Annotated in this window: 11 protein-coding genes; 8 read left to right on the top strand and 3 right to left on the bottom strand. The window is 47.7% G+C overall.

Translation table 11 applies throughout. The annotated features are described in order from the left end of the window. Window positions 1-155: 155 nt before the first annotated feature. The 8 genes from gabT (at window position 156) to BBR47_RS28705 (ending at window position 12,094) form a co-directional block, all read left to right on the top strand. The gene (gene gabT / locus BBR47_RS28740; RefSeq protein WP_015893916.1) at window positions 156-1,505 is read left to right on the top strand and encodes a 4-aminobutyrate--2-oxoglutarate transaminase; all 1,350 of its coding nucleotides are present in this window, start codon (window positions 156-158) and stop codon (window positions 1,503-1,505) included. A 26-nt stretch (window positions 1,506-1,531) separates the two neighbouring features. Continuing rightward, on the top strand, window positions 1,532-2,956 hold the full coding sequence (locus BBR47_RS28735; protein ID WP_015893915.1) for an aldehyde dehydrogenase family protein: 1,425 nt from the start codon (window positions 1,532-1,534) through the stop codon (window positions 2,954-2,956). 261 nt (window positions 2,957-3,217) lie between these two features. Beyond that, window positions 3,218-4,672, top strand: coding sequence for a polysaccharide deacetylase family protein (locus tag BBR47_RS28730; RefSeq protein ID WP_015893914.1), 1,455 nt, complete (start codon window positions 3,218-3,220; stop codon window positions 4,670-4,672). Between the two features lie 34 nt (window positions 4,673-4,706). Then, window positions 4,707-6,020, top strand: a complete 1,314-nt coding sequence (locus tag BBR47_RS28725) for a nucleotide sugar dehydrogenase (RefSeq protein WP_015893913.1) — start codon at window positions 4,707-4,709, stop codon at window positions 6,018-6,020. A 27-nt stretch (window positions 6,021-6,047) separates the two neighbouring features. Beyond that, a complete protein-coding gene (locus tag BBR47_RS28720) occupies window positions 6,048-7,931 on the top strand; it encodes a glycosyltransferase family 2 protein (protein ID WP_015893912.1) in 1,884 nt (627 codons plus the stop codon). A gap of 36 nt (window positions 7,932-7,967) precedes the next feature. Beyond that, the gene (locus BBR47_RS28715; RefSeq protein ID WP_015893911.1) at window positions 7,968-9,728 is read left to right on the top strand and encodes a polysaccharide deacetylase family protein; all 1,761 of its coding nucleotides are present in this window, start codon (window positions 7,968-7,970) and stop codon (window positions 9,726-9,728) included. Between the two features lie 27 nt (window positions 9,729-9,755). After that, a complete protein-coding gene (locus BBR47_RS28710; protein ID WP_015893910.1) occupies window positions 9,756-10,820 on the top strand; it encodes a glycosyl hydrolase family 18 protein in 1,065 nt (354 codons plus the stop codon). Between the two features lie 440 nt (window positions 10,821-11,260). Continuing rightward, window positions 11,261-12,094: an undecaprenyl-diphosphate phosphatase gene (locus BBR47_RS28705; protein ID WP_015893909.1), complete on the top strand. Its 834-nt coding sequence runs from the start codon at window positions 11,261-11,263 to the stop codon at window positions 12,092-12,094. 91 nt (window positions 12,095-12,185) lie between these two features. Here BBR47_RS28705 and BBR47_RS28700 read toward each other — a convergent pair whose 3' ends face one another. From BBR47_RS28700 to BBR47_RS28690, 3 genes are all read right to left on the bottom strand, one after another. Then, on the bottom strand, window positions 12,186-12,905 hold the full coding sequence (locus BBR47_RS28700; protein WP_231850532.1) for a hypothetical protein: 720 nt from the start codon (window positions 12,903-12,905) through the stop codon (window positions 12,186-12,188). Window positions 12,906-13,086: 181 nt separating this feature from the next. Continuing rightward, window positions 13,087-13,518: a hypothetical protein gene (locus tag BBR47_RS28695; RefSeq protein WP_015893907.1), complete on the bottom strand. Its 432-nt coding sequence runs from the start codon at window positions 13,516-13,518 to the stop codon at window positions 13,087-13,089. Between the two features lie 195 nt (window positions 13,519-13,713). Then, window positions 13,714-14,181 carry an OsmC family protein gene (locus BBR47_RS28690; protein WP_015893906.1) on the bottom strand — a complete coding sequence of 156 codons (468 nt, stop codon included), beginning with the start codon at window positions 14,179-14,181 and terminating at the stop codon, window positions 13,714-13,716. Window positions 14,182-14,346 lie beyond the last annotated feature (165 nt).

Raw genomic sequence — 14,346 nt, 5'->3', positions numbered from 1 at the left:
TGTTTTTGATTCAAAAATGAATAATTCGATATACACGTAGTGTGGGAAACGTGATTTCATCATGCTCTGGCGTTTGGCATAGGTATTGCTACATATCGTAGTTGAGTTTACAAGCAATCCAACCAATACCATCTCGAACGAGGAGAGGAAACGATATGTCCAAACAACGTCAATTTGTAAACGTAGCTGCAGGTGTGCCAGGTCCTAAGGGAGCGGCCCTGATTGAAAAAAGAAAGCAGTTCGTTCCAAAAGGTGTCGGCAACAACACCCCTGTTTTTGTAGAGTCAGCTTCAGGTGCATTGGTTACGGATGTAGATGGCAATACGTACATCGATTTTGCCGGAGCGATCGGGACACTGAATGCCGGACACTGCCCGCCGGAAGTAGTTGAGGCACTGAAAGCGCAACTCGACAAATACATTCATCCTTGCTTCCATGTAGGGATGTATGAGCCATATGTGGCTTTGGCTGAGAAGCTGACGCAAATCACCCCAGGCAGCTTTGAAAAGAAGACGATGCTCGCAAACAGCGGAGCAGAAGCAGTAGAGAACGCGGTGAAAATCGCCCGCAAATACACAGGACGCCCAGGCATCATTTCTTTTAGCCGCGGCTTCCATGGTCGTACGCTTCTCGGCATGTCCCTGACTTCCAAAGTGAAGCCGTACAAATTCCAGATGGGTCCATTCGCTCCAGCTACGTATAAGGCGCAATTCCCTTATCCACTGAACAAGCCGGAATCCATGACAGATGATGAGTACGCGCAATTCTGCGTGCGTCAGTTCGAGGACTTCCTCTTGACTGAGGTTGCACCGGAAGAAGTGGCTGCCGTGATTATGGAACCGATTCAGGGAGAAGGCGGCTTTATTGTTCCGCCTGTGTCCTTCGTTCAAGGTGTCTATAACATTTGTAAAAAGCATCAAATCCTATTTATTTCCGATGAGATCCAAACAGGCTTCGGTCGTACTGGCGCCATGTTTGCTTCTACCCATTTCGGTATCGAGCCAGATATCATCACCATGTCCAAATCCATCGCGGCAGGCTTGCCCATCTCTGCGGTTACGGGACGCGCAGAAATCATGGACGCGCCAAACCCGGGTGAGATTGGCGGTACCTATGGAGGAAGCCCGCTTGGCTGTGTAGCGGCGTTGGCAGTCATTGAGAAAATGGAGCGCGAAGACCTGTCTGGTCGTGCACAGGTGATCGGGGACAAGATCAAAGCGCATTTCCACGCGTTGCAAAAAGAGTTCCCTGTAATCGCAGAGGTGCGCGGACTGGGTGCGATGTGCGCCGTAGAATTTATCGATCCGACAACCAAACAACCGGCGAAGGAGCTCGTTGCTGGCTTGACCAAAGGCTGCTACGAGTCTGGCGTCATCGTGCTTTCTGCTGGCGTCCACAGCAACGTACTGCGCTTCCTGTCTCCACTGGTTATTACAGACGAGCAACTGGAAGAGGCGCTGGACATTATGACGGATGTACTGAAAAGCCAATACGTGACGAACTAAAACGCCCGAGGGGGGTCTCCATACTCATGAAAAAGCATCTCTACATCAACGGACAATGGAAAGAAGCAAAAGAATACGCGCCGCTCTACTCCCCTTATTCCGGGGAGCTGCTGGCTGAAATCGCTCAGGCAGATGATCATGACGTCGACGAGGCGATTAAGGCGGCAAAAGCTGCTGCCAAAGTCATGGCAAAAATGCCAGCTAGTCAGCGAGCTTTGATACTAGAGAAGGCTGCTGCGATTATGGAATCACGCAAGGAGGAATTGGCGGTCATCCTCGCACAGGAAGCCGCCAAACCACTTCGCACGGGTCGTGTAGAAATCGCTCGGACAATCCAGACCTACAAGTTCGCGGCGGAAGAAGCGAAGCGCATTCACGGAGAGACGGTGCCGCTCGATGCAGCACCGGGTGGTGAAGGACGTCTTGCTTTTACGGTACGCAAGCCGATTGGCGTAGTCGGCGCGATCACGCCTTTTAACTTTCCGTTCAATCTCGTGGCGCACAAGGTCGGCCCTGCCATTGCCGCAGGAAATACCGTCGTGCTGAAGCCAGCGAGTCAGACGCCGCTTAGCTCGCTGATCCTGGCTGATATTTTCGCAGAGGCAGGCTTGCCAGCAGGAGCGCTCAATATTTTGCCTGGAAAAGGCGCAGTCGTAGGCGAAAGGCTGGTCAGTGACAGCCGAATTGCCGCAATTACGTTTACGGGAAGCCCTGCAGTTGGAATCGCCATGAAAAACAAAGCGGGACTCAAGCGCGTGACCTTGGAGCTTGGCTCCAACTCCGCAGTGATCATTGACCACAACGTGGAAATTACGCAAGCGTTGATTGATCGTTGCGTGACGGGTGCCTTTTCCTTTAGTGGTCAAGTGTGCATCTCGCTGCAACGCGTCTATATACACCAGAGCAAGTACGAAGAATTCCTGGAGAAGTTTAAGACTGGCACAGAAAAGCTCGTGCTAGGTGATCCGCTGACCGAAGCGACAGACATGTCCTCCGTGATCTCCGCCAAGGATCATGAACGCATGGGAGCATGGGTACAGGAAGCAGTAGAAGCAGGCGCACACGTAGTTACTGGCGGGAAGCCTGTCAGTGACAACCTCTTTGCCCCTACGATTCTGACCAATGTGGGTGCGAATGTTTCCGTTTCTTGCCAAGAGGTATTCGGTCCAATCGTAGTCGTTACACCGTTTGAGACGATGGACGAAGCGATTGAAGCCGTAAACGACTCCCGATTCGGCTTGCAGGCAGGCATCTATACGAGTGACATTCACGCGGCTATGCGCGCAGCGGAAGAGCTGGAGGTCGGAGGGGTGATGATCAACGACATCCCGACCTTCCGCGTAGACAACATGCCATATGGCGGTGTGAAAGACAGTGGTTTTGGCCGCGAAGGTATCAAGTACGCGGTCGAGGAATTAACGGAACTAAAATTAATCGCGATCAAGCTGTAACAGCGAATGACGGGCCCGATGAGGCTCGTCTTTTTTTGAAAATAGCGTTTTGCAGGCAGCTTTTCCGATTTCCATAAATTTTCATATATGAAACCGCTTCATAAAGTTGTTTGGTTTAGAAGGTTATGTTAGTCTAGCGTGTGGAGGCAGACTATGTTCATTTTTGCGGAGGAGTGTTTGATTACACTTGGCTTGTTGCGCAGATGAAATAGTCGTTTTTTTATGCGTAAAGGGCATTTCTTACATGAAAAGGGGACAATCATGATTAGTCATTGGAAAGGGGCCAGTGGGTTCCGATTATTTCACTGGATCTCCCTGGTAGCGATCGTGGCATTGTTGGCAGGATGTTCACCGTTTCAGGGGAATGAAAATGGTGCAGATAACGGGCCTGCGCCAGCCAAACCTGAAAAAATCGAGCGTTACCAAGGGGAAAAGAGCAAGGCAGTGTCGATGGTCTACACGACGCAAAGACAGCTTGCTCTTACTTTTAATGGGATGGCGGATAAGGACACGATGAAAAGATTGCTAGATGAGTTGGACAAGTACCACATCAAGGCAGCTTTTTTCATGCCAGGAATGAGAGTAGCTGAGGAGCCTGACATTGCCCGAGAAATTGTCGCCAGAGGTCACGAGATTGAAAACAATACATTGAACAAATCGGACTTGCAGGGCCAACCTTACGAGAAAATGTACCAAGACATCGAGTTGACCAATGAGGTTATTCAAAGAGAAACGGGCAAAACACCGCGGTATGTAAGAACGAAGTCGGGTGAATACAACGACGATCTCCGTTTGGTAGCTGCTCACAATGGACAAGAAGCCGTCGTGTCCTCCAGTCTGTTTCTGCACAATTGGCAAAAAGAGACGGAAGCTGACAAGAGACACTATTTACGAAAATATATGAATCGCGGCGGCATCATTGAGATGGATACAGAAGAGAACAAGTCTGTAATCGAAAACATCCGTCTTCTCGCAGAGGCAGCTACTGATGTCGGATACAGATTCGTCCCATTACATAAGTTGATTGCACAAGGTCAGGAGCGTAAGCCGCTGCAAGAAATTTCGGGTTTTGATGCAGCCAAAATGAATGTGGCGTATGACGAAGCCAAGCCAAATCTCATCTACCGAAAAGAAACAGACAAAAAGATGGTCGCCTTATCCTTCGATGATTGGGGTACGGATCAAACGGTTACGAAGATTCTCGATATTTTGGACAAAAAAGGAGTAAAGGCTTCGTTTTTCCTTCGCGCAGATGGTGTAGAGCGAAATCCAAACTTGGCGAGAGCGATTGCGGAAGCGGGGCACGATGTAGCCAATCACACCTATTCTCATCCGGTGAATACCAAAATTGCGCCGGAAGAATTGCAAAAAGAGATTGTCAAAGCCCATCAGATCATTACCGAAGCAATTCAGCAGAAGCCGACGATGTATTTCAGACCGCCAACCGGGGCGTTCGACGAACAGACACTCAAGGCGATTGCGGCAACGGGCTACAAGGATATTACGATTTATGATGTGACGCCGTCCGATTACGACAAGAAACGAAGTGCGAACGATATCGTCAAAGACATTATGGAGCAGACGCGGAGCGGAAGCGTGATTCTACTACATATGCTCGATGACATTCACACAATAGAGGCCTTGCCAATCGTAATTGACCAGCTTAGAAGTAAAGGATACACACTTGTACCCATGACAGAGATGTTTGGCCAATAAAGCCCAAAATATAACAGGGAGAGGGAGCCAGCTTATGAATTTGTACGAAGGGATTGTGGAGAGGAAGGAAAAGATTGCTGTCGTCGGTCTTGGGTACGTAGGCTTGCCGATAGCAATGGCACTTTCTAAACGTGCTTCTGTGATTGGATTTGATGTAAACAAAGAGAAGGTAGCAGCCTATCAAAAGGGAACTTTACATGATGCCGACGTGGATCAGGAGCTGACGAGTGAAGCTACTATTGAATTCACTTCAGATGAAAATAGATTGCAGGAAGCGCGATTTTTTATCGTGGCCGTGCCTACCCCGGTCAAAAACGGTAATGTTCCAGACCTGAAATATGTAGAAAGCGCGTCCCGCATGGTGGGCAGACAGTTGAAAAAAGGGTCAGTCGTTGTCTTTGAATCAACGGTTTATCCTGGGGCAACCGAAGATGTCTGCTTGCCGATCTTGGAGACGGAATCGGGTATGCGTTGTGGTATAGACTTCAAGATCGGCTATTCACCAGAACGCATCAACCCGGGAGACAAAGTAAATCGTCTGGAAAACATCGTCAAGATCGTATCGGGGATGGATGAAGAAACACTGGGAATCGTTGCAAACGTCTACGAGCTCGTGATCAAGGCGGGCGTTTATCGAGCGGAAAGCATCAAGGTAGCGGAAGCGGCAAAAGTTATTGAAAATGCTCAGCGGGATGTCAATATTGCGTTTATGAATGAACTGGCGATGCTGTTCAATCAGATGGATATTCCGACAAAAGCAGTATTGCAAGCGGCAGGGACCAAGTGGAACTTCCTCCCTTTTACACCGGGGTTGGTCGGCGGGCATTGCATTGGTATTGACCCTTACTATTTAACGTACAAAGCAGAAGACAGCGGCTATCGCTCCCGCATCATTTTGGCAGCTAGACACATTAATGATGGCATGGGGAAATATATCGCCCAACAAATCATTAAGATGGCCGTACGCGCGAAGCTCGATCTTCAAAATGTACGGATCGGCATATTAGGTCTGTCCTACAAAGAAGACTGCGCAGATATTCGAAATACAAAGGTGACGGATATTATTGGGGAATTGAAAGAATACGGCATGAATCCGTTAGTCGTGGACCCGATGGTGAATCCGCGGGAGGCATTCGAGGAATACGGCATCGAGCTGTCAGAGATGAAGGCTCTCCACGACTTGGACATTGTGGTTGTAGCGGTCCCGCATGCTCCTTTTGCCCAGATGGAAGTCGCTGATTTTGCCACGATGTACGGCAAGAATGCGGCAAAAATCATGATCGATATAAAAGAGATTTATTCCAAAGCTGACTTTGTAAACAGTGGATTTCATTACTGGAGCTTATAAAGCAGTGGAGGGGAGAGAGCGGCAGTGATGAAACAGTTGATCGAGAAAATAAAGCCAAGAAAGAAAGAGAAAATCGAAGAAGTACTGACGGTTTCCAAAACAGAGAGGCGCGTGCTATCGAATGTGCCCGACCCGGAGAAAATTCGTGTCCAAGTGGACCGCCGCGGTGCTAAAGATTCGGATGAGTCAGGAAAGCTGGAGGACCCGGAATACCTGAATCGCATTCGGATGCTGAGTCTGCGTTATATGGCGGATTTCCCGGTGACGCTATTGACCAAAAAACAGCGGATCAAGGACGGAATCAAGGCCAGAGCCGTCGACATTTCTTCGACTGGACTATTAGTTGAACTAGATTCGGAGAGGGAAGACATCCAGGTGGGACAAGTGTTTATGATCCATTGCACAATCCCGCCAGGTACAATGCCAGAAGGCTATGAGTCAACGGTGAAGCTGGATGCAGCGGTTGTTCGCTCGTTTACCCAGGAGGAGGACGGGCGTCAGAAGTTCATGCTCGCCTTCGAGTTTTCCAAACCGCTGACTGACTATTTTCGCAAAAAACGCTGGGGATACGCCATTTATATTGCAAGTACTTTCCTGTTTTTCGCTGCGGCGTTTATCGTGCTCATGCGCGCGGAGAGCGTGATTTATTTCAAATACAACATGTACTTGTATTTGTACAGCTTGATTGCCGCTGCCTTTTTGCTGACACGGTATTTATTCGGTGCTCTTTATCGGGTGATTCCCGTCAATCCGGACTATACACCGGGCGTGAGCATCATTATTCCGTGCTTCAACGAAGAGCAGTGGATTCACCGGACGATTTTGAGTTGTGTGAATCAGAACTACCCGATTGATAAGCTGGAGGTCATCGTGGTAGACGACCGCTCGACAGACCGATCAGCAGAAGAGATTCAAAAGGTCATCGATATGATTCATAACGAGGCCGAGCGCTATATGACCCGCGAGCGCGTGAAGATGCATATTCTCTCTGAAAACGGCGGGAAACGGGTCGCTTTGGTCAAAGGTGTGGAAATGGCCAAGCACGATTTGGTTGTCTTTGTTGATTCAGACAGCTTTTTGGAACCGACTGCGATTCGCAACCTCGTACAGCCCTTCCAAGACCCGAAAATGGGTGGTGTTGCAGGGCGTACAGATGTGGAAAACAAGTTCACCAACGCGATCACCAAGCTGCAAACCGTTCGTTACTACATTGCCTTTCGCATCATGAAAGCGGCTGAGTCGTGGTTTGACAGTGTTACTTGCTTGTCTGGGCCGTTGTCTTGTTATCGCAAGGAATTGATTTTGCAGCATTCCGAAGCATGGCTGAATCAGAAGTTTCTTGGGCAGCCTGCCACTTTTGGCGATGACCGAAGCATGACCAACTTTATTTTGCGAACACATCGGACAGGCTATCAGGATTCCGCGATTTGCTCGACGATTGTGCCATCTGACATGAATGTATTTTTGAAGCAGCAGATGCGCTGGAAGCGTTCGTGGTTGAGGGAATCTTTGCGTGCCAGCGGCTTTATTTGGCGCAAGGAGCCTTTCATGGCGATCTTCTTTTACATTGGTCTGATTGTTCCTATCGCTGCCCCTGTCATCGTCCTGTACAACCTCATATACGTCCCGCTGGTTCATCACGTTTTCCCGGGCACGTTTTTAATGGGCTTGCTGCTGATGGCGCTCTTAATGAGCTTGGCCCATCTGTTTTTCCGCAGAAGCAAGCTATGGGTTTTCGGGATTGTCTTTTGTGTGTTTTATGAGCTGGTGCTGTTGTGGCAGATGCCTGTGGCTTGGGTGACATTCTGGAAATCTACGTGGGGTACGCGAGAAACGCCGCAGGACGTCGAAGCGAGATTGAAAAAAGAAGCCCGAAAGAAGAACAAAAAAGGCTTTGGGCTGCCATTTTAAGAGGGAAAGACAAAGGGAGTGAGGGTGTCAGGAGTTATGGGGAAAACGACGAGCGATGTCTTGGACTATCGGAAAAAAGATCGCAATAAATTCATCAAAACGCTGAGCCAGGTCGCTATCTTAGTCGTCCTGGGTGTCATGTTATATAATGCCGTATTTGATTGGAAGAAGTATGAGGAGCCGAATAAAGCGAGCTGGACGAATGACAAAGGCTTTATCGCCATCTCCTATTTTGGCGTAGGTCGTACGGGTACACCGAAATTAGTAGCCAAGGAGCAATTGGACGAGCAGCTGCAGGCGTTGTATGACCAGGGCTATCAAACGATCTCGCAACAAGATATTTTGGACTTTTACAAGAAAAAGAAGCCACTTCCTGAGAAGGCACTGTTCTTAGCCTTTGAAGATGGCCGCAACGATTCGAGTTTATTTGCCCAGCCGCTTTTGGAGAAGTACAACTTCAAAGCAACGGCATTGTCTTACGGCAACAAGATGGGAAACAGCGAGAACAAATTCCTGCAGCCGGAAGACATGAAAAAAATGATGGAAAATGGCTTCTGGGAGCTCGGTTCCAACGGCTATCGATTGACGTACATCAATGTGTTTGATGATCAGGGCAATTTCATCGGGGTGAAGGATGAGAGTGAGTTATCGAATAAAACAAAGGTAGGCTATTATAATCACTACTTGATGGACTTTATCCGTGACAGCAATATGATCCCGATAGAAGACAGAAGCAAGATGGAAGCGAGAATCAACGAAGACTACAAGCGGATGAATGATACGTATATGAATCAATTGGGCTTTGTCCCGGGTACCTATATGATCATGCATGCGAACACCTTGTATGGCGGGATGAATCGCTTGGTAGCGGAAGCGAACGACGCGAATATTAAAAAGTATTTTACGATGCACTTTAATCGGGAAGGAACCGCCTACAACGACAGCGAGGGCGATCTGTACAACCTGACCCGCGTGCAGCCGGAGCCTTACTGGTACACCAATCATTTGTTGATGCGCATCCAAAAAGACACCGGCGAGAAGATTCGCTTCGTTCGCGGCGATGAAGAGCAAGCCAAAGAGTGGGACCGTCTCGGTGGCACCGCGCAATTTATGGAGGATCAGATCGTCTTGACCTCTCCAGCTGCTGGCTCTGGCATGTTATATTTTAAAAAAAGCGACAGCCAGAAGGATATCAAGCTTTCTGCCAAGCTTGAAGGGAATGTAATTGGGAAACAGTCCATATATTTGCGCTATGATCGGGAAAAAGGCAGCTTTGTACGAGTCGTCCTGCATGATAATGAGCTACGCGTCGAGCAGAAGAAGGAAAAAGGCGAAGTACAGGAGCTTTTCAAGACGGAATTGAGCCAGGTGATTTGGAATCCCGAGGATTTGACCTTCGACCGTGCCTCTGTTTATACGAGAGAGCAAGGCGAGTCTGGTGCTCCCAAGCTGGAAAAATACCCGATCAACATTAAAAATACGCGTCCAATCGAAATGACTGTTCAAGGCGACCGTCTCAGTGTTTCCGTGGACAATACAATACTCTTGGACAAGCAACAGATCGACCCAACCATTAGTAGCGGTGGTGTTGCATTGGAAGCGGCCTATAGTGATGTGAACAAAAAGGACGACATTTACGACGGGGTGTTTGCGGACGTACAGATTGCGTCCCTGGAACAACCAAATGGTGAGCAACAGATGCTGTTCAGTAATGTGCAGACAGGGCTTGCAGGAGTCTTTCGTTCGACCAAGAAAGCTATTTCTGCCACAATGGACTGGGTCATCGACACCTTTTAAATCCGAAACAAGGGGGATCTGTGTAAGGTGTCAAACATCAAGAAACGATCGATCATTTTGACTGCTCTTCTGATAGTAGTGTGTGTCATCCTCGTATGGTACATGATGAAATGGAATGATACCGAAAGCTTAGAGAGCGTAGATGCGGCTAACAACACGACCGAATTGTCTGCCTGGGTGGTAGACTGGCAGTGGGAATCCGGTTTGGAGGATTTCCGCAGGATAACGGATGGCTTGTCCAGTGTGCAGGTCTTCGCGGCGTATTTTGATGAAAATGACAAGCTGCACTTTACTGATCGCATGACCAAGGCGATGCCTGAGATCAAGGAAGCATCGAAGCAGGGTAGCTATGTCGATCTCGATTTGACCATTGTGAATGATCGTCTTAACAGTAATGGTACGCAGGTTCAAAAGGACCCGTCGATTGTCAGCCGGCTCATGGCGACAGATGCAAGCCGTACCAAGCACATTATGGAGATCAAGAATGCTGTGATCCAGAATGGCTTTCATGGTTTAGAAATTGATTATGAGAGAATTAACGAGAAAGACTGGGACAACTTCCTTACTTTTATCCATACCCTGTATCAGCATATGGAGCAGGAGGGAAAGTCACTTCGCATCGTATTGGAGCCGCGCGCGCCGATTGAAGAGTTGGCATTGCCAAAGGGTCCTACTTACGTCATGATGGCTTATAATTTGTACGGTACGAATACAGAGCCAGGTCCCAAAGCTGATCATGCATTTATTGAGGAGCTTGCCCATCGCATGCAAAAAGTGCCGGGTGATAAAGTCATGGCCCTATCTGTAGGCGGATTTGACTGGGCTAGTGATGGAAAAGTGACGGCAGTGACGGAAAAGCAGGCAGCAGACTTTGCTGTGTCGAGTATCGAGCCACCTAAGCGGGATAAAGTGAGCGGCAGTCTGTACTTTGACTATATCGGTGAAGACGGCAAAAAGCACACAGTCTGGTATGCGGATGAAGAAACGCTGTCTCAATGGGTTTCGGTTGCAAAGAAAGCGGGTATTGAGAAAATTGCGCTTTGGCGACTTGGTGACATGGGGGATGGGACGTTGCAATATGTGAATCGGTAGGGGGTTGGGGTGGGGGAAGAAGCGAATTTCCAGTCTACGCTTCGGCCTACGCCCCGCAAGGGGGGATTGACTGTCCGCTTCAGAATAAATGGCGGGAGCGCTTCAAACGTAGAGTTTCGGGGAAGTAGTTCATAAGTGAAGCTTAAATTCCCCGCCATTCATTCTTACGCTGGGGCGGGCTCCAGAGGCGCTTGGACTGGAAATTCGCTTCTTCCTACGCAGCTTTTCGATTCACATCTTGCAGAGTTAATATAAATCAAGAAAAGCAAGATGGCTATCACTGTGGGGACAATCTATCCGGAATTTACTAGAATGTTTTTCGATCAGGATGTAACTTTGTAGCGGAGATGAACGTTATAATGCTAGAAGCGGTAGTCTGCCTTTTACAGGGCGGCTGCTGCCTATTGATTTTGGACATCATTCATAGGAGCGTGGAATTTTTGGGTCTCTGGGAAGCTTTTGTTGCGATTGTGCTGGGGCTAGTAGAAGGTTTGACTGAGTTTGCCCCTGTTTCCTCTACGGGTCACATGATCATCGTGGATGACTTTTTGTTCCATACGAAAGATTTGTTCTCACCTGAAGTGGCCAACACCTTCAAAATTGTCATTCAGCTCGGCTCGATTTTGGCTGTCGTGGTTTTGATGTGGGATCGGTTCATGAGCTTGCTCGGTCTCAACAGACTGGCGGGTAAGCGTGAGGTTCAGGCCGGACCTCGACTGAATTTGGCTACGGTCATTGTCGGTTTGATTCCTGCGGGGATTCTGGGTGTTCTGTTTGACGACTACATCGATGAGTATTTGTTCTCGACGAAGACTGTGGTAATCGGACTCGTGCTGGGAGCTCTGCTCATGCTTGCTGCGGATTGGTTCCGACCAAGACGTCCCAAGATCGAGTCGGTTGATCAGATTACGTACAAGCAAGCATTTCTGGTCGGACTTATTCAATGCTTCTCCCTGTGGCCTGGCTTTTCCCGTTCGGGTTCCACGATTTCAGGGGGCGTACTGTTGGGCATGAGCCATCGGGCGGCGGCAGACTTCACGTTTATTATGGCGGTGCCGATCATGGCGGGCGCGAGCTTTTTGTCGCTGTTGAAGCGTTGGGATGCGATTACAATGGACAGCATTCCGTTTTTCGTCATCGGTTTTATTAGCGCGTTTGTGTTTGCGCTCCTGTCGATCCGATTCTTCTTGAAGCTGATTAATCGCATCAAGCTGACACCTTTTGCGATTTACCGTCTGGTGCTGGCAGCAGTTATTTACTTTGTGTTTATGTAAGATCCATAAAAGTAGGGCACAAAAAAGCTGGTTACGCTTTAAGCGTTAACCGGCTTTTTTGAAGTGAATGGGAGGTTATTATCCGATTCTTCTAAACCCAATTTAAAAGATCTAATCCACCGAAACCAACCCTTGCATGGATATTTGTACCCGGAAGAGTAGTAATTTTCTTCCCTTTGAAGGGTCCGCCAGGTTCTGCAACAGGGGTAATGTGAGGAGGGAACAGTAAATCAACCCCACCAAATCCGCATTGGATATTGATTTGCTCGGTTCCTCGTAGTTCTGTCCAACCCAAAGTTGCACTCCCAATAGAAAGGTGAATCGAAGCATTTCCTGATAACTCATTGAGGGAGACGTCACCGCCACGCATTTGAATGTTAATGTTTTTGGAGTGTGTGATTCCGGCAACTTCTCCGAATTGACCTTGTATCGCTACATCTCCTTCTCCACCATTCAAAATCATAACGCCCCCGGTAAATGAGGCACTGACCTTTGTTTGTATGGGAACATGAACCTCTGAAAGGATTTTTTGCTTCTGTCTATGGCGAAAGTATGTCCCGATATTACGACCTTCAATAACAAGAGTACGATCAACCCGTTCGATACGCGCAGGAAGAAGGTGCTCTTCACCTGCCGAAACCACTGTAGCATCGGATTTTGCGTCAAAACAAATGATCAGGTTTCCGAGGACATTCACGTCGATGTATAGCTCCTCGAGTCCAGTTGCGTTTATCTGTTTGACTATTGCGGGATTTTTTATAGCTCCGATCGGGAAATTAGTTAAAGTTTTAGGGGGGAGTAAAGGCATCATGTCACTCCTTTAATTCTTTCTCTGTGGTAATTTATTCCCCCTCATTTTACTAAAGTCAAAAAATGAAAATAACCAACCTGAGACTGATTTCATTGATCATAACCCTTAACTATTCTCCTTCGATTTTTGGGCATAAGAAAAGCACCACGAGGGTGCTTGTCCAATAGCATTTGCTGTTGATTTATGGGGAGGTAATAGTACCGTTTACTGTCACTTTTGAATTTGTACGATTGGTCATCTTGAGTGCGTAATGTCCAGGTTGAAGAATTTTTGTTGTGGTAAAGGAAAAGCTCCCGTTCCCCGTAAAGAACACGGCAGGATTTCCGGAAGATACCCATTGATCTGGGCCGTAATTACTGAGAATGACATAACTTCCATCGGCACCGGCAGTACTTTGCTGTGTTAGGTCAACGGTTACATTGCCTTGTTGAATCACGTAAAACTCATATAATTCAGTATAACCGGATTTCCCGTTAGGGGCCAAGGTTTGTGAAAACGAGTTAACTGCGGTAACACTTGCTTTTGATTCAGCGACAGGTTCAGTCGCAAAGGCACTAGAAGAACCTACGAGAGAAACAGCAAAAATAGTAAGAGCAACAGCTAGTTTTTTCATTATGCACATCCCCTTTTATCAAAAATATGTATCTACTATATATTACCAGTACTGATTATTTGTGGCAATTCTCGTACTTTACTGAATTTTCAGTGTAGTGGTAAAAGGAATGCCCGCTTCTTGCAGATGTACTTTCAGCGCATTGATATGTAAAAATCAAAAATACGACAAAGGCTCCCAATTGGGAGCCTTATTTTAATCATTGGCCTTTATCTCGCTCGGTTTTTCAATAACAATACCGTTTAATTTAAGAGTGACAGGATTCGCAATCGTATCTCCAACCGGGCATGTCTGTTCTAAAAATTCAACAAAAGACTCGACTTGCTCTCTAGGAGCATCAGTTTTGATATGAAAGGTGTATCGGATTTCAGAATACCCGCGTCGGACATCAGACTTGTTCATGAAGCCATCCGTATCGAGATCGCCTTCGACTTCCACCCAAAAATCGTCGAGTTGAACGTTAAACTTCCTGGCATATACTCTGGCAACGATCGATTGGCATGCGCCTAATGCGGAGAGTACCAGTTCAACCGGGTTCATGCCGGTATCCGTACCTCCCAAGCTTTTCGGTTCATCGATGGTTATCTCGAAATTTCTGGAACTGGCCTTCACAACCATTCCCTTCTGTAGATGTGCAGTTGCTTTGAATGTTTCAACAGGCATGATGCACACTCCCTTCTGGATAATCAACACAAGTAAACTCTACCACAGTTTTCCAATTATGATTATGAAAATTCTTACATTTATGCAAACAGGTGTATCGTCCACTACATACTGCTAATAAGAAAAAGGGGCTGTCTCAAAAGTCGATTTCCCGACTGAGAGACG

The organism is Brevibacillus brevis NBRC 100599 (assembly GCF_000010165.1).
GTDB lineage: Bacteria > Bacillota > Bacilli > Brevibacillales > Brevibacillaceae > Brevibacillus > Brevibacillus brevis_D.
Note: the sequence above shows the minus strand (reverse complement) of the source record. Positions and strands in the feature narration are given on the sequence as shown.